Consider the following 14,655-nt stretch of genomic DNA (forward strand, 5'->3'; position numbering starts at 1 on the left):
GCGTTTTCCACCAGCGGCTGCAGCAGCAAGGGCGGCAGCGGCCAGTCCATCAATTCCGGCGCCGCGGTCACCGCCACCTGCAAGCGCGCGCCCATGCGCATGCCGGCGATGTCGAGCAAGGCGCCCACCAGTTCCAGCTCCTGCGCCAGGGTGCCGGCGCCATGGCGGGTGCGCGCCAGGCTGGCGCGCAGATAGGTGTTCAAATACCCCAGCATCCGTTCCGCGCGCGGCGGGTCCAGCGCAATCAGGCTTTGCACATTGGCCAGGGTGTTGAACAGGAAATGCGGCTCTATCTGCGCCTGCAGCAGCGCCAATTGGGCCGCGGTTTCCGCTTGGCGGCTTTCTGCCTCGCGCCGGCGCGTGGTTTCCAACTCCATCGCCAGTTCACGGGAACGGAAATGGCTGGTGGACAGCAACATGGCAAAGATCGCGACCAGCAGGGCCGGCCCCAGCACGCGCCAGACATTGCCGGTCAGCGGCGCCTGCGGCGCCAGCACGTCGACGGCGCCGAACCAGGCCGCCAGCTTGAAGCCCAGCGGCACGCTCAGCGCCGCCACCAGCAGATACCACGCCAGGTGACGCCGGCCGTCGCGCAGGCTCAGCAAGGTGCAGCCCAACCAACAGCCATAGCCTATGCACATCGAAATCAGCAGATTGTCGGCCAGGCTGCCCTTGCCGCCCAGCCAGTAGAAAAACAGGCCGATCGCCGCATTGCACGCCGTGCTGTAGCCCAGCCAATGCCATGCCGACAGCCCCGCTCTCCGCTCACCCATCCTGCTGTCGCCTCAGTAAAAGTAATTGAACACCAGCTGCCAGACCTGGCGTGCCGGGCTGGCGCCGTAATGACTGTCCGGCGCGCCGTCGAAACGCTGCCATTGCAAGGCCAGGTCCACCGGCCCCAGATGATAGCGCGCTTCGGCCCAGTTCATGCCGCTATGGTCCACCAGGTCGAAGCTGCGCATCGCGGTCAGGTCCAGATCATCCACCAGCGCGTCCTGCCAATGCGCGCGCAGCAGCGCGGCGCGCCGGGTCAACAGGCCGCCCCCGCCGGCCGCGCCGCGATACGCGCCGTAAGCCAACGGGTTCGCGCGCAGCGCGCGCCAGTCGTCGCGATCCGGCGCCGCGCCGTCATGCTGCCCTTCCAGCGTCAGGCTCAGCTTGTTGGCGCCGGTCCAGGTCAGGCCGGCGGCCAGCCGGTTGCGCCAGCCCTGGTCCGCCAGCCCCAGGCTTTGCCGCCAGGCGGACTGCTGCCGGCCGCCGGCCCATTCCAGGTAGGCGACGGTGGCATCGCTGAGCACCCGCGACAGATTGAAGCCCAGTTGCGGCGAGCGGCCCTGCTCTTGCAGCAGCAGCCATTGCGGGTTGAGGTTTTCAGCGAAACGATAGCTGCCGACCAGCAATAGCCGCTGCCTGGGGTTGCTGGCGCCCCAGTCCAGGCTGGCGCCGTCCGGGTCCGGCCCATTGCCCAGCTTGGGCGACCAGATCGCGGTCAGCGAGCCGCGATCCCAAAGTTTCTGCCCGCGCAGCATCGCGTTGCCCAGGCGGTTTTGGCGCAAGCTGTCCGGATCGGCCGACACCACCGAGCGCACGGTGCCGGCGCCGAGGAAATCGGTGGGGTTGTAGCCGGTGGCCACGCCGTAGCGGGTATTGACGCGACCGAAATCCAACATCATGTCAGCGCCGAACTCGCGGCTCAGATACGCTTCCTTCAGGGTGTTGACGCCGTGGTTCCGCTGCGGCGCGCTGGCGAAGCGCCAATCCAGGCGATTGGCCAGCGTGCCGCGCCAGACCGGGCTCAGCCGGCCATCCCAGCGCAGATCGAAGGACAGGCGCTGGCTGTCGGCGCCGCCCTGCGGCGACAGCGCGGCGGCTTCCAGCAGCAGTTTCAGATCGCGCGGCTTTTCTTCCTCCATCCGGGTCGCATCGGCCAGCTTCAGCGCTTCCTCGTCCGGCGGCAGGTCCGCGCCGTGAGCGGCGGCGCCGCACAGCGCCAGCGCGATCAACAAGCGACGCATTGCTCACTCCGCCCGGAAGCGCGGCAGGTAGTCGCGCTGCAGCCAGGCTTCCGGCACCTCGCGCCAGGCGAACTGGCTATTGCGCAACACCGTGATCCAGCGCGGGTTGAGGCCGTCTATGATCACGGTCTCGGTGGGCCGCTCGCGTCCCAGCACCGGCTGGTAGGCGCGGTAATACGCGGTCTTCAGCAGGCTGCCGCTCTCGGCGTAGAACTGCGCCTTGCGGCTGCGGTAGCCGTCGCGATCCACCCACAGGTCGATCGCGTGGTAGGTGACGCCGGCGTTGCGCGCGGTGAGCCGCAGCTTGTAACTGCGCCGCGGCTGGCGGTCGCCGTCCAGAATGTCTTCCTCGCCGGCCAGCGTCGCCTGGTAATCCAGCGCCAGGTTGACGGTGACCACGTCGCCATTGGCGGCCTGCCCCAGCAGCCGCTGCTGCGGCGAAATCGGCACGCTGGCCTTGCTGGACGGATCAAAGAACCACAGATCGTTGCCGCTCTTGAGCATCAGCTTGCCGGCGTCGCGGCTGGGGCTGATGAAGCGCAGCAGGCTGCGGAACTGGCCGCTTTTCTGGTCGGCGCGCGAATACACCGCCAGCGAGCTGGCCTCGTTCTGCTTGCCGTCCTTGTAGCTGACCAGCGACACCACCAGCCCGAAGGAGCGCTCCGGATTGCGCACCGCGTCGCTATTGGCCAGGATGGTCTGGGCGTCGGGCGCCGCCAGCGCCGACGCCGACAGCCAAACCGCCCCCAGGCAAGCCCATGCCCATCCCCTCATCGTCCTTCTCCCTTGCTTTCCGTCGGCCTCAAGCATGACGCAGGGCCTCCACGATATTGGCCGCCGCCGCGCGCCGCGCCGGCCACCACGACGACAGCAGCGCCATCGCCATCAAGCCGCCGGCGGTCACCGCCATCATCCGCCACTCGCCCCAGACCCGCACCAGGATGGGGCTGGGATCGACCTGTCCCGGCGGCAGCCAGGTCAGGCCGGCGTGATTGATCAGCCAGGCCAGCAGCAATGCCAGCGCGATGCCCAGCGCGCCGCCGCCCAGGCCCAGCAGCCAGCCCTCGCACAGGAATAGGCGCTGGATGCCGCGGCGGCGCAGCCCCATCGCCCGCAGGGTGCCGATTTCCACCGTGCGTTCCAGCACCACCATATTCATGGTGTTGCCTATGGTGAACAGCGCGACGCAGGCGATCAGCACCGCCAGGAAGCCGAAAATGGTGCCGAACATGCCGGTGATCTGGCCGTATTGCGGCTGCAGCGTGGCGAAGTCGTGCACCGCCAGCGGCTGGCTGCGCAGCGTGGTGGCGAACAATTGCCGCAGCCGTTCGCTGGCGGCTGGTATCTGCGCGGTATGCCGCAGCTGCAGCACGATGGCGGTCACCATTGGCTCGCCCTGGCCATATACCAGTTGCTGCGCCTGACGCAGGTGCAGGCCGACATACATATCGTCCAGCTCCTTGATGCCCTGGCTCTCCACCTTGGCCACTTGCAGCCGCGCCACATTGGGCGCGCCGGCGGCGGTGGCGGCCAGCAGTTCTATCCTATCGTCACGGCCGTTGGCCGGCGGCGCCTCCGCGGCCAAGGCGGCCAGATCGGCCGGCAGATCCTGACCACCGGTCGCCGCCGGCGGCGGCGCGCAGTCCTTGAGCCGGAACGCCGCGCACAATTGCAGCACCCGCGCCACCCCGGTGCCGATCACCGCCGCGTTAGGCGCGCTGCCGGTCAACGCCACCGGCTTGCGCTTGTCGTTGAAGCCGTAGTCGTCCCAGCGCCGCAGCCGATTCTGCGCGTCCACCTCGCTGCCGCGCGCCACCACCGTGCGCGAGGCGCCGGCGGAATAATGGCCGGCGATGCCCCCCAGGCTCAGCGTGGGCGTGACCACGGTCAGCATCGGCCGCAGCACCGGGTCGCTCTCGATCAGCTTCATCACCGCGCGGTAATCGCGGATGCCGTAAGCGGCCGGGTTGCCGCTGCCGTACAGGAAGTAATCGCGATGCTGGACTTGCAGATGGCCGCCGGCGCGCACCATGCCGGTTTGCAGCCCGTATTGCACGGTGCGGTTGTAGCCGCCGAACAGCAGCACCGCCACCAGGCCGATGATCATGGTGAACAGGGTGGCCAGCGTGCGGCGACGGTTGCGCAACAGATTGCGCCAGGCCAGCTTCAAGGTGTTCATGCCAGCGCCTCCTCAAGCTTGAGCGCGCCGACCCGGCCATCGCGGACCAGGTAGCGGTCGTCCGCCGCCGCGATCACCTGCGGATCATGCGAGGAAAACACCACCGCCACCTGGCGCTCGCGCTGCAACTGCCGCAGCAAGGCCAGGATGGACGCGCCGGTGTGGCTGTCCAGATTGGCGGTGGGTTCGTCGGCCAGCACCAAGGCCGGTTCGTGCACCAGCGCGCGCGCAATCGCCACCCGCTGGCGCTGGCCGCCAGACAGCTGGCCGGGCCGGTGCGCCGCCTTGTCGGCCAATCCCACCGCCGCCAGCATTTCCAGCGCGCGACCGCGCCGCTGCCGCGCCGGCAGGCCTTGCAGCTGCAGCGGGTATTCCACGTTTTCGAACGCCGACAGCACCGGCATCAGGTTGAAGTTCTGAAAGATGAAGCCGATATGGCGCGCGCGGAAATCGCTGAGCGCGTCATCGCTCAAGCGCCCCAGGTCCTGGCCCGCCACCGCGATCTCGCCGGCATCGGCGCGGTCTATGCCGCCGATCAGATTCAGCAGCGTGGTCTTGCCGCTGCCGGACTGGCCGGACAACACGGTAAAACGCGCCGTGGCGATCTTGAGGCTGACCTCGGCCAACGCCGGTACCTGCACCTGCTCCATACGATAGCTTTTCGACACCCCGCTCATTTCCACCGCCCACATGCTGGCCTCCATCGCGAAAACACAATGGCATGAATATGCATGAAATCGGAATGAAAAGCTCTGCCTTGCGACAAAACGCCGATTTCGGGCGCCAGTTGCGCCACGGCGGCGCCAAGCCTTGCGCATCGACACCGGTTTTCCATGGGAGTAGCATGGTTTTACCCCTCGCAAAGGAGCTTGCATGACACAAGACAAAACCCCGCCCCAAGCCCCCCTGCCCGCGGAAGCCGGCGCCGATGTCCAGCCGCCGGCCGTCAAACCGCCGCCGCGCCGCGCCACGACTCATCGCCGCAATAATGTGGAGCGCGCGCGCCAGGAATCGGTGCAGGCGATAGAAACCATCAGCCAGCAGCCGGTGGCGCTGCAAGTGGCCGCCGCGCCGCAGGGCAGCGCAGAGGACAGCACCAGCGCGGAGCTGCCGGCCAGCTATCCTTACCGCAGCCGGCTGCGCCGCCCGGAATACGAGCAGCAAAAGCAGGCGTTGCAGATCGAGTTGCTGAAGGTGCAGAACTGGGTCAAGGAGAGCGGCCAGAAGATCGTGATCCTGTTCGAAGGCCGCGACGCCGCCGGCAAGGGTGGCACCATCAAGCGCTATATGGAACATCTGAACCCGCGCGGCGCGCGCGTGGTGGCGCTGGAAAAACCGTCGGACCGCGAACGCGGCCAGTGGTATTTCCAACGCTATATCGAGCACCTGCCCACCGCCGGCGAGATCGTGTTCTTCGACCGCTCCTGGTACAACCGCGCCGGCGTGGAACGGGTGATGGGCTTCTGCCATCCGCACGAATACCTGGAATTCATGCGCCAGACGCCGCAGCTGGAACGCATGCTGGTCAACAGCGGCATCCGCCTGTTCAAGTTCTGGTTCTCGGTCAGCCGCGAAGAACAGCTGCGCCGCTTCATCTCGCGCCGCGACGATCCGCTCAAGCACTGGAAGCTGTCGCCCATAGACATTCAGTCATTGGACAAGTGGAACGACTACACCGCGGCCAAGGAGGCGATGTTCTTCCACACTCATACCGGAGACGCGCCGTGGACGGTGGTGAAGTCGGACGACAAGAAGCGCGCGCGCCTCAACTGCATCCGCTACTTCCTGTCGCGGCTGGATTATCCAGGCAAGGACGCGCGCGTCGCGCACGCGGCGGACCCGCTGCTGGTGGGCGAGCCGCACAGCATGGACGCCGAGGACAGCGACGCGCTGCTGCGGATTTGAAGCGGGCCGGCCGTGGAGCCGCGAACAGCTGGCGCTTAGGCCGGCGAGCTACATGGATTTTGTCGCTTCCACTCCCGCCGCGCGTCACAGGCGGCGCGCAAAGGCGTGGACGACAGGCTGGTGGCGGCGAAATGCCCCACCTGGCGGGACACCTTGGACAAGGCGGAGCCGGACATACTGCCGATCTGCCAGGCATGCTGCAAGGGCCGCAGCGAAGGCGCATCGTCGCTGGCCGCTTCCAGCCTGGCCTGCAGATCGCGGTTCACTTCCACCAGCCAGCGCTCGGTCAGCAGCATCCAGTCGCGCTGGGTGTCGGCCTGCGCCTGGACCAGGTTGGCCCCCACCAGCAGGCTGTCGTCCACTCGGCGTTCCATATCGCGCTGCGACAGCGGATAGGCCGGAGAGAACGCCGACCACCAAGTGACACAGGCGTCGTGCTGGGCTTCCAGCAAACGCCGCTGCCCGCGCTCTACCGCATCGCGATAATTCTCCATCGCGCCAATCAACCAACTCTGGGTCATTGCCACACCTCGCCACCCACAAACAGATGTTGTAAAAACCGGCTGCGCGGCCTTGCCCCCGCGACGACGTCCAAGTGCCGCCCCAACAAGTTCTTAGGCTGACGGCAGGCGCCACACCTGCAGCAACTCCCGCAGCAGGGTTTCCAGCACCAGATCGCCCACCCGGTCCGCCGGGTAGACGAATTGCAACTCAGCCAATTTGCGCACATCCGGCAACACTGTCAACCTGCCGGCGTCCTGCCAGGCCAGCGCGTCCTCTTCCCGCGCCAGCGCCACCCCCACCCCGGAGGCTACCAGCTCAAGGATTGCGTCAAGATGATCGCACTCCGCTACCTTCTTAGGCGAAATGTTGAGTTCTCGCCACAACTCGGCGGTAATTTTGGACAGGCTGGAGAACTGCGAGATGCCCACCCAAGGCAATTTGCCCAGTTCCTTCGGCGCGCCGCCCTGCAGGCGCAGCTCCCAGCCCGCCGGCATCACAATGCGAAATGGCAGTTCCGTCAATTTGATGGTGGCGACGTTGACATAGGGGTTCTTGCCCAGATAGAAGCCGGCATCCAGCTCCTTCTTGCGCACCAGGTTCAGCACATCCACGGTGACGCCGTGGCGCAGCTGTATGTCCAGCAAGGGATAGCGTTCCACCAGGCCGGCCACCCAGGGCCCGATTTTCAAGGTGTCCGGCGTCAGGGTGACGCCTATCCGCGCCTTGCCGGACAACTGCCCTTTCAACTGCCGCGCATGATTGATGATGTCGCGCGCCGCGCTCAGAATGGAATGGGCTTGCGGCAGCAGTTCCTGGCCGGAGCGGGTCAAGGACACCCCGCCGGCGCTGCGTTCGAACAGCTGCATGCCCACTTCTTCTTCCAAGGCCTTGATCTGCGCGGTCACCGCCGGCTGCGACAAATGCAGCAGCTCGGCGGCCTGAGTCAGATGCCCTTGCTGGGCAACGGTGACAAAGGTGCGCAACTGATAGATTTCCATGTTCTCCCCTGACGTGGATGCGCGGTGGCGAACCCGCCGGCATGCCGCTCCGACCCCCGCAAGCAGATCCCGGCGCCTGGGCGCGGATGGGGGATGAATGAGTGCGAAGGGACCAACAAGATGGAGAGCGGCGGCCGGGGCAAGGCTAGCCCCGATATTTATTTGTGTTGGCCATTTTCTGCGCAGGGCCGGCCAAATAACAAGCGCTTTCTGCCACTACATTATCGGAAGCCGCCATGGATGACGGCAAGGCAAGGCCTGGTTCAATACCCTGAAACTGTTCAAAAATAGAATATTAACTCTGGAATCAGAGGCAAAAATTTTGCCATAAGCAATTGATTTTTATTGATTTTTGCATTGCATCATTGGTGACACGAATTTTGCGCATCAGAAAAAGCGATTAGATTCGCCGCGCCCACCTCCCTTATGTTTTCAACAGCGACATCCCAAGTCGCGACCACAAAGGAGGATGCAATGAACGAGGACGTGCTCAAGAAGGTACAGTCCAACCCCAAGTTTCAGGAACTGGTTCACAAGAAAACCAGCCTGGGTTGGCAGCTCACCATAGCCATGCTGGTCATCTACTACGGCTTCATCCTGGTGCTGGCATTTTCGCCGGCCACGCTGGGCCACCCGATCAGCGCCGGCGCCACCATGACCGTGGGCATTCCCATCGGCGTGCTGATCATCCTTTCGGCCTTCGTGCTCACCGGCATCTACGTCCGTCGCGCCAATACCGAATTTGATCTGCTCAATCAGCAAATCGTCGAGGAGTCCAAGCAATGAAGCAACGCCTCATCAAGCTGGCCTGCGCCGCCGGCGCCGGCTTGCCCTCCTTGGCCATGGCGGCCGGGGCCATCGAGGGCGATGTCAAGCAGCAACCCACCAACTGGCACGCCATCATCATGTTCCTGCTGTTCGTGGCGTTCACGCTGGGCGTCACTTACTGGGCGGCGCGCCGCACCAAGTCCGCCAGTGATTTCTACGCCGCAGGCGGCGGCATTACCGGATTCCAGAACGGCCTGGCCATCGCCGGCGACTATATGTCGGCCGCGTCCTTCCTCGGCATTTCCGCGATGGTGTTCGAAAAAGGCTATGACGGCCTGATCTACTCGATGGGCTTCCTGGTCGGCTGGCCGGTGATCCTGTTCCTGGTGGCGGAACGCCTGCGCAACCTGGGCAAGTACACCTTCGCCGATGTCGCCTCCTACCGGCTGCAGCAGACGCCGGTGCGCAGCTTCGCCGCCACCTCCACCCTGGTGGTGGTCGCCATCTACCTGATTGCGCAAATGGTGGGCGCCGGCAAGCTGATCCAGCTCTTGTTCGGCATGAGCTACTCTTCCGCGGTGCTGATGGTGGGCGTGCTGATGGTGTGCTATGTGCTGTTCGGCGGCATGCTGGCCACCACCTGGGTGCAGATCATCAAGGCGGTGCTGCTGCTGTCCGGCGCCACTTTCATGGCCATCATGGTGCTGGCCACCGTGGGCTTCAGCCCGGAAATGATGTTTGAAAAAGCGGTGGCCGCGCATAGCAAGGGCATCGCCATCATGGCGCCGGGCAAGGCCGACCCCATAGATTCAATCTCGCTGGGCCTGGCGCTGATGTTCGGCACCGCCGGCCTGCCGCACATCCTGATGCGCTTCTTCACCGTGTCCGACGCCAAGGAAGCCCGTAAATCGGTGTTCTTCGCCACCGGCTTCATCGGCTACTTCTACATCCTCACCTTCATCATCGGCTTCGGCGCCATCATGCTGGTGCTGAACCAGCCGGGAATGATGGAAACCGTGGTCAAGAACGGCAAGTCCGTCACCCAGCTGATCGGCGGCAACAATATGGCGGCGGTGCATCTGGCCGAAGCCGTCGGCGGCGATATGTTCCTGGGCTTCATCTCCGCGGTGGCCTTCGCCACCATCCTCGCGGTGGTGGCCGGCCTGGCGCTGTCCGGCGCGTCGGCGGTGTCGCACGACCTCTACGCCAGCGTGATCAAGAAAGGCAAGGCCAACGAGGCCGACGAGATCCGCGTGTCCAAGATCACCACCGTGGTGCTGGGCGTGGTCGCCATCGTGCTGGGCCTGGTGTTCGAGAAGCAGAACATCGCCTTCATGGTGGGCCTGGCCTTCTCCATCGCCGCCTCGGCCAACTTCCCGGTGCTGTTCCTGTCCATGTTCTGGAAAGGGCTGACCACGCGCGGCGCGGTGATCGGCGGCTTCATCGGCCTGTTGTCGGCGGTGGTGCTGATCGTGCTGGGGCCGACGGTATGGGTGGAAGTGCTCAAGCACGAGCACGCGCTGTTCCCGTACAAGAACCCGGCCATCTTCTCGATGACCCTGGCCTTCGTTTCCACCTGGCTGTTCTCGGTGCTGGACAACTCGCGCCAGGCTGGCGAGGAGAAAGCCAAGTTCGAAGCCCAGTTCGTGCGCTCGATGACCGGCATCGGCGCGTCCGGGGCCTCCAAGCATTGACAATGACATAAAGCCGGGTCGAGGATGTCGGCCCGGCCTATAAACCACCACGCCGCTCCGGCAGCATCGAGAGCGGCCGCATCACAACAAAGCTAATCCAGGAGAAGTTTATGTCCACGCTAGAATCCGTCCTCAAGGAAACCCGCAGCTTTCCGCCTTCCGACGATTTCCGCCAAAAGGCGGCGATCTCCGGCATCGAGGCGTACCACACGCTGTGCGAGCAGGCGGACGCCGATTACCTGTCGTTCTGGGGCGATCTGGCGCGCGATCAGATCTCCTGGAAAAAACCGTTCACCCGCGTGCTGGACGATAGCCAGGCGCCGTTCTTCAAGTGGTTCGACGACGGCGTGCTCAATGTGTCCTACAACTGCCTGGACCGCCACCTGGCGGTCAACGCCAACCGCATCGCGCTGATTTTCGAAGCCGACGACGGCGCGGTCACCCGCGTCACCTACGCCGAGTTGCACCGCCGCGTCTGCCAGTTCGCCAACGGCCTGAAGAGCCTGGGCGTGGCCAAGGGCGACCGCGTGGTGATTTACATGCCGATGGTGATCGAGGCCATCGTCGCGATGCAGGCTTGCGCCCGCATCGGCGCCATCCACTCCGTTGTGTTCGGCGGCTTCTCCGCCGGCGCGGTGCGCGACCGCGTTCAGGATGCCGGCGCCAAACTGGTAATCACCGCCAACGAAGGCCTGCGCGGCGGCAAGAGCGTGCCGCTGAAGGCCACGGTGGATGAAGCGCTGGCGATGGACGGCTGCGACAGCGTCAAACACGTGATCGCCTATCAGCGCACCCAGAACCAGGTGGCCTGGAGCGAGGGCCGCGACATCTGGTGGCATCAATTGACCGACGGCCAGCCGGAACAGTGCGAACCGGAATGGATGAATGCGGAAGACCCGCTGTTCATCCTCTACACCTCCGGTTCCACCGGCAAGCCCAAGGGCATCCAGCACAGCAGCGCCGGCTATCTGCTGGGCGCCGCCAACAGCTTCCGCTGGGTATTCGACTACAAGCCCAACGACGTGTTCTGGTGCACCGCCGACGTGGGCTGGATCACCGGCCACAGCTATATTTGCTACGGCCCGCTGGCCAACGGCGCCACCCAGGTCATCTTCGAAGGCGTGCCCACCTATCCGGACGCCTCGCGTTTCTGGCGCATGATTGAGCAACACAAGGTCAGCATTTTCTATACCGCGCCCACCGCCATCCGCTCGCTGATCAAGCTGGGCGCGGACCTGCCCAAGCAGCACGATCTGTCCAGCCTGCGCCTGCTCGGCACCGTCGGCGAGCCGATCAATCCCGAAGCCTGGATCTGGTACCACGAAACCGTGGGCGGCGGCCGCTGCCCGATTGTCGACACCTGGTGGCAGACCGAAACCGGCTCCATCCAGATTTCGCCGCTGCCGGGCGCGGTGGCCACCAAGCCCGGTTCGTGCACGCTGCCGCTGCCGGGCATCATGGCCGATATCGTCGATGAGTCCGGCGCCCAGGTTGACCCGGGCCGCGGCGGCTTCCTGGTGATCAAGAAGCCCTTCCCCAGCTTGGTGCGCACCATCTGGAACGATCCGGAACGCTTCAAGAAAACCTATTTCCCGGAAGAGTTCAACGGTCAGTACTACCTGGCCGGCGATTCCGCCAACCGCGACGAGAACGGTTATTTCTGGATCATGGGCCGTATCGACGACGTGCTCAACGTGTCCGGCCATCGTCTGGGCACCATGGAGATAGAGTCCGCGCTGGTGGCCAACCCGCTGGTGGCGGAAGCCGCCGTGGTCGGCAAGCCGCACGAGGTCAAGGGCGAGGCGGTGGTGGCCTTCGTGGTGCTCAAGGGCGCGCGCCCGCAGGGCGAGGAAGCCAAGAAAGTGGCGGCCGAGCTGAAAAACTGGGTGGCGCACGAAATTGGCAAGATCGCTCAGCCGGACGACATCCGCTTTGGCGAGAACCTGCCCAAGACCCGTTCCGGCAAGATCATGCGCCGCCTGCTGCGCTCCATCGCCAAGGGCGAGGAAATCACCCAGGACGTGTCCACGCTGGAAAACCCGCAAATCCTGCAACAGCTGCAACAGCCGCTGTAAACGCCGGACTCGCCGGATTCTCCGCGCCGGAGCCGCCATGCGGCTCCGGCTTTTTCATGCCTCGCGCGCCGCTCTGGCCTTGCCGGCAACAGCGCGCTACTCCAGCCGGAAACGCGCGATCATCTTGTCCTGCTCGACCACGTCGGCGGCGGTATCGTTGCAATGCTGCAGCTGTGTCTGCGCCGCGTCGTTGACGCGCTGGCCGATGTGCTGGATGCTGCCGGCGCTGTCGTTGATTTCCCGCGTCATTCGGCTTTGGCGGTTCACCGCGTCGGCGATATCGCTGTTCTTGGCGTTGATGTCGGAAATCACATCCTGGATGCGCGTCAGCATCTCGCTGATCTGCTCCGCGTCCTTCACCGTGCTGCTGGCGCAATCGCGGCTTTCGTCCATCTTGCCCCTGGCCTCGCCCACACCGCGCTGCAGCTGCTCTATCATGCTGCGGATTTCCTGAGTCGCCTCCTGGGTTTGCGAAGCCAGCTTGCGGACTTCGTCCGCCACCACCGCGAAGCCGCGCCCCATTTCCCCCGCCCGCGCCGCCTCGATCGCGGCGTTCAGCGCCAGCAGATTGGTCTGCTCGGCCACGCCGGTGATCACCCTGACGATGGATTCAATGTTCTTGCTGAACTCGGCCAGCTCGTTCATGGACAGGGAAGTCTGCTCCAGGGTGTCGGCCAAGCGCCGTATCGCCTGGCTGGACTGAGTCACCAGCACCATCCTGCTGCCGGTCTCCTCATGCGCCTGCCGCGCGGCCTCGGCCACCGCGCCGGCATTCGATGTCATCTCGCCGGACGCCTCCGCCATCTGGCCAATGGAGGCCACCAATTGCTCCAGCTCCCTTTGCAGACGGCTGGCCTCGCCGCTGCTCTGCTGCGCTTCCGCGGCGCTCTGCTCCGCGCCATCGTGGACGCGCGTGGAAATCTGGCGGATATCGCCGATCAAGCGCTGCAGATAAGCGATGAAACGGTTCAACTCCTTGGCCACTTCGCCGAATTCGTCGCGGGAGCTTTCGTCTATGCGCCGCGTCAGGTCGCCGTTGCCGCTGTTGAGTTCGGCCAGCGAATGCTTGAGCTGCTGCAAGGGACGGCGCAGGATCTGCTGCATCAGGGTGCTGAGAATGACCATGCTCAACACCACGCCGATCACCGCGCCCCAGAAACCGCGCCAGCCTATCTGCCGCGCCTCGGCCATCACCTTGTCCTCGTCCAGCACCACGCCCACCAGCCACTTGGCCGGCTGCAGGTGCGACAGCGGATGGAAGGCCACCATCAGGCGCTGGCCGTTGACTTCCACTTCCTGTACTTTGCCGTCCAGGGCTGGCGCGTTGCCGCCAAACAGTTCGGCTACGCTCTTGCCGTTCAGCTTGGCATCCGGATGGCTGATGATCTTGCCGTCGGCGGACAGCAGGAAGGCGTAACCCGCGCCATTGAAGGTGGCGGTGTTCAACGCGTCCGAAACCGATTTCAGGCTGAGATCGCCGCCGAAAGCGCCCTTGAACGCGCCCTTGTCGGTCAGCTTGGCCACCACCGAGATCAAAATCTCCCCGGACGCCGCGTCGGGATAGGGATCGGTCAGGCCGACGCCGGAGGCCGCCTTGGCCACCGGATACCATGGCCGCTTGCGGGCATCCCAGGTAGGCGGCGGGTTCCACGATGGGTCATTGGAGATTTTCTTGCCGTCGCTATCCAGGCCGCCGAACACCAGCTTGAACTCATTCTTCAGCATCGGCCGCTGAAACACTTCCTGGATGCGCTCGCCGCTGAAGCCGGCGTCTATGGTTTCCGCCATCAGTTGGATCTGCGCCAGCTTGCCGTTCAGCCAATTGGCGATCTGCTCGGCCAGCACCTGGCTGGCCTGGGTCACTTCCTGCTCTTTGCCGGCGCGTATGCTGTTCGCAACGCTCAGGTATTGCAGCCAGGACAGGGTGGATAGGGTCAAGGCCAGCACCAGCGCGGAGATCAGGCCGGCTTTGTGAGCGATTTTCATGGCGGGCGCTCCGGGAAAGTGAGTATTTTCACCATAGCGCACCTGTGCACACCTCCAAGCCATCCTGTTTATTTTTTTGCAAAAGCGGCTTGCCGCGCCCAGGAGCGGCGAAAACCGAGCCCAAGCTGGACGGGTAAACCGTCGTTACGGCAAGGAGCGGCCGCGCCGGGAGTTGAAGCTTGGCGCCCTAGCGTCGATAATTAGCGGTTTTTGAAGCGGAATCCGACAGCATGCCCGTGATCACTCTCGTCGAAAGGATAGACGCCCTCCTGCCCCAGACCCAGTGCGGACAGTGCAGCCATAGCGGTTGCCGTCCGTATGCGGAGGCGCTGGCGGACGGACGCGATCCGATCAATCGCTGCCCGCCGGGCGGCGACGCCGGCATCCGGGCGCTGGCGGAACTGCTGGGCCGCGACGTCATTCCCTTCGCCGCCGACGGCCCGCAGCCCAAGCCGCGCGCGCTGGCCGTGATACGCGAAGACAGCTGCATAGGCTGTACCCTGTGCATCCAGGCCTGTCCGGTGGACGCCA

The 14,655-nt window shown here is 64.8% G+C and carries 13 protein-coding genes; 5 read left to right on the plus strand and 8 right to left on the minus strand.

What is annotated here, in order from left to right:
- The 5 genes from LQT98_RS13630 to LQT98_RS13650 all read right to left on the minus strand — a co-directional run.
- Positions 1 to 773 (minus strand): histidine kinase (locus tag LQT98_RS13630; protein WP_231462852.1); only part of this gene is annotated, 773 nt, incomplete at its 3' end.
- A gap of 12 nt (positions 774 to 785) precedes the next feature.
- Positions 786 to 2,015: a hypothetical protein gene (locus LQT98_RS13635; protein ID WP_231462854.1), complete on the minus strand. Its 1,230-nt coding sequence runs from the start codon at positions 2,013 to 2,015 to the stop codon at positions 786 to 788.
- Positions 2,016 to 2,018: 3 nt separating this feature from the next.
- Positions 2,019 to 2,789 carry an outer membrane lipoprotein-sorting protein gene (locus tag LQT98_RS13640; RefSeq protein WP_048407891.1) on the minus strand — a complete coding sequence of 257 codons (771 nt, stop codon included), beginning with the start codon at positions 2,787 to 2,789 and terminating at the stop codon, positions 2,019 to 2,021.
- Between the two features lie 28 nt (positions 2,790 to 2,817).
- Positions 2,818 to 4,194: an ABC transporter permease gene (locus tag LQT98_RS13645; RefSeq protein ID WP_231462856.1), complete on the minus strand. Its 1,377-nt coding sequence runs from the start codon at positions 4,192 to 4,194 to the stop codon at positions 2,818 to 2,820.
- Positions 4,191 to 4,886, minus strand: coding sequence for an ABC transporter ATP-binding protein (locus LQT98_RS13650; RefSeq protein WP_231462858.1), 696 nt, complete (start codon positions 4,884 to 4,886; stop codon positions 4,191 to 4,193). The genes LQT98_RS13645 and LQT98_RS13650 overlap by 4 nt, the downstream gene beginning before the upstream one ends.
- Before the next feature lie 361 nt (positions 4,887 to 5,247).
- Here LQT98_RS13650 and ppk2 point away from each other — a divergent pair, with 361 nt between their 5' ends.
- Entirely contained in the window at positions 5,248 to 6,099 is an 852-nt protein-coding gene (gene ppk2, locus LQT98_RS13655) for a polyphosphate kinase 2 (protein WP_197081338.1), read from the plus strand.
- A 35-nt stretch (positions 6,100 to 6,134) separates the two neighbouring features.
- On the opposite strand, the gene LQT98_RS13660 is transcribed toward ppk2, so the two are convergent.
- A complete protein-coding gene (locus tag LQT98_RS13660; RefSeq protein ID WP_048407888.1) occupies positions 6,135 to 6,620 on the minus strand; it encodes a hypothetical protein in 486 nt (161 codons plus the stop codon).
- A gap of 93 nt (positions 6,621 to 6,713) precedes the next feature.
- Entirely contained in the window at positions 6,714 to 7,601 is an 888-nt protein-coding gene (locus tag LQT98_RS13665; protein ID WP_231462860.1) for a LysR family transcriptional regulator, read from the minus strand.
- Positions 7,602 to 8,075: 474 nt separating this feature from the next.
- Between LQT98_RS13665 and LQT98_RS13670 the strand changes: the two genes are divergently transcribed.
- From LQT98_RS13670 to acs, 3 genes are all read left to right on the plus strand, one after another.
- Positions 8,076 to 8,387: a DUF485 domain-containing protein gene (locus tag LQT98_RS13670; RefSeq protein ID WP_048407886.1), complete on the plus strand. Its 312-nt coding sequence runs from the start codon at positions 8,076 to 8,078 to the stop codon at positions 8,385 to 8,387.
- On the plus strand, positions 8,384 to 10,063 hold the full coding sequence (locus LQT98_RS13675) for a cation acetate symporter (protein WP_048407885.1): 1,680 nt from the start codon (positions 8,384 to 8,386) through the stop codon (positions 10,061 to 10,063). The genes LQT98_RS13670 and LQT98_RS13675 overlap by 4 nt, the downstream gene beginning before the upstream one ends.
- 110 nt (positions 10,064 to 10,173) lie before the next feature.
- Positions 10,174 to 12,138, plus strand: a complete 1,965-nt coding sequence (gene acs / locus LQT98_RS13680; RefSeq protein WP_048407884.1) for an acetate--CoA ligase — start codon at positions 10,174 to 10,176, stop codon at positions 12,136 to 12,138.
- Between the two features lie 96 nt (positions 12,139 to 12,234).
- Here acs and LQT98_RS13685 read toward each other — a convergent pair whose 3' ends face one another.
- Entirely contained in the window at positions 12,235 to 14,124 is a 1,890-nt protein-coding gene (locus tag LQT98_RS13685) for a methyl-accepting chemotaxis protein (protein ID WP_231462862.1), read from the minus strand.
- A 230-nt stretch (positions 14,125 to 14,354) separates the two neighbouring features.
- Here LQT98_RS13685 and LQT98_RS13690 point away from each other — a divergent pair.
- Positions 14,355 to 14,655: RnfABCDGE type electron transport complex subunit B (locus LQT98_RS13690; protein WP_231462863.1), on the plus strand; the 301-nt coding region annotated here is incomplete at its 3' end.

The sequence above is a fragment of the Chromobacterium aquaticum genome (genome assembly GCF_021129195.1).
GTDB lineage: Bacteria > Pseudomonadota > Gammaproteobacteria > Burkholderiales > Chromobacteriaceae > Chromobacterium > Chromobacterium aquaticum.

Excerpts from the sequence above, each read along its gene's own strand:
- LQT98_RS13645 (WP_231462856.1), bottom strand. The coding sequence starts at position 4,194 with ATGAACACCTTGAAGCTGGCCTGGCGCAATCTGTTGCGCAACCGTCGC.
- acs (WP_048407884.1), top strand. The coding sequence starts at position 10,174 with ATGTCCACGCTAGAATCCGTCCTCAAGGAAACCCGCAGCTTTCCGCCT.
- LQT98_RS13675 (WP_048407885.1), top strand. The coding sequence starts at position 8,384 with ATGAAGCAACGCCTCATCAAGCTGGCCTGCGCCGCCGGCGCCGGCTTG.
- LQT98_RS13640 (WP_048407891.1), bottom strand. The coding sequence starts at position 2,789 with ATGAGGGGATGGGCATGGGCTTGCCTGGGGGCGGTTTGGCTGTCGGCG.
- LQT98_RS13650 (WP_231462858.1), bottom strand. The coding sequence starts at position 4,886 with ATGTGGGCGGTGGAAATGAGCGGGGTGTCGAAAAGCTATCGTATGGAG.
- LQT98_RS13665 (WP_231462860.1), bottom strand. The coding sequence starts at position 7,601 with ATGGAAATCTATCAGTTGCGCACCTTTGTCACCGTTGCCCAGCAAGGG.
- LQT98_RS13670 (WP_048407886.1), top strand. The coding sequence starts at position 8,076 with ATGAACGAGGACGTGCTCAAGAAGGTACAGTCCAACCCCAAGTTTCAG.
- LQT98_RS13635 (WP_231462854.1), bottom strand. The coding sequence starts at position 2,015 with ATGCGTCGCTTGTTGATCGCGCTGGCGCTGTGCGGCGCCGCCGCTCAC.
- LQT98_RS13660 (WP_048407888.1), bottom strand. The coding sequence starts at position 6,620 with ATGACCCAGAGTTGGTTGATTGGCGCGATGGAGAATTATCGCGATGCG.
- LQT98_RS13685 (WP_231462862.1), bottom strand. The coding sequence starts at position 14,124 with ATGAAAATCGCTCACAAAGCCGGCCTGATCTCCGCGCTGGTGCTGGCC.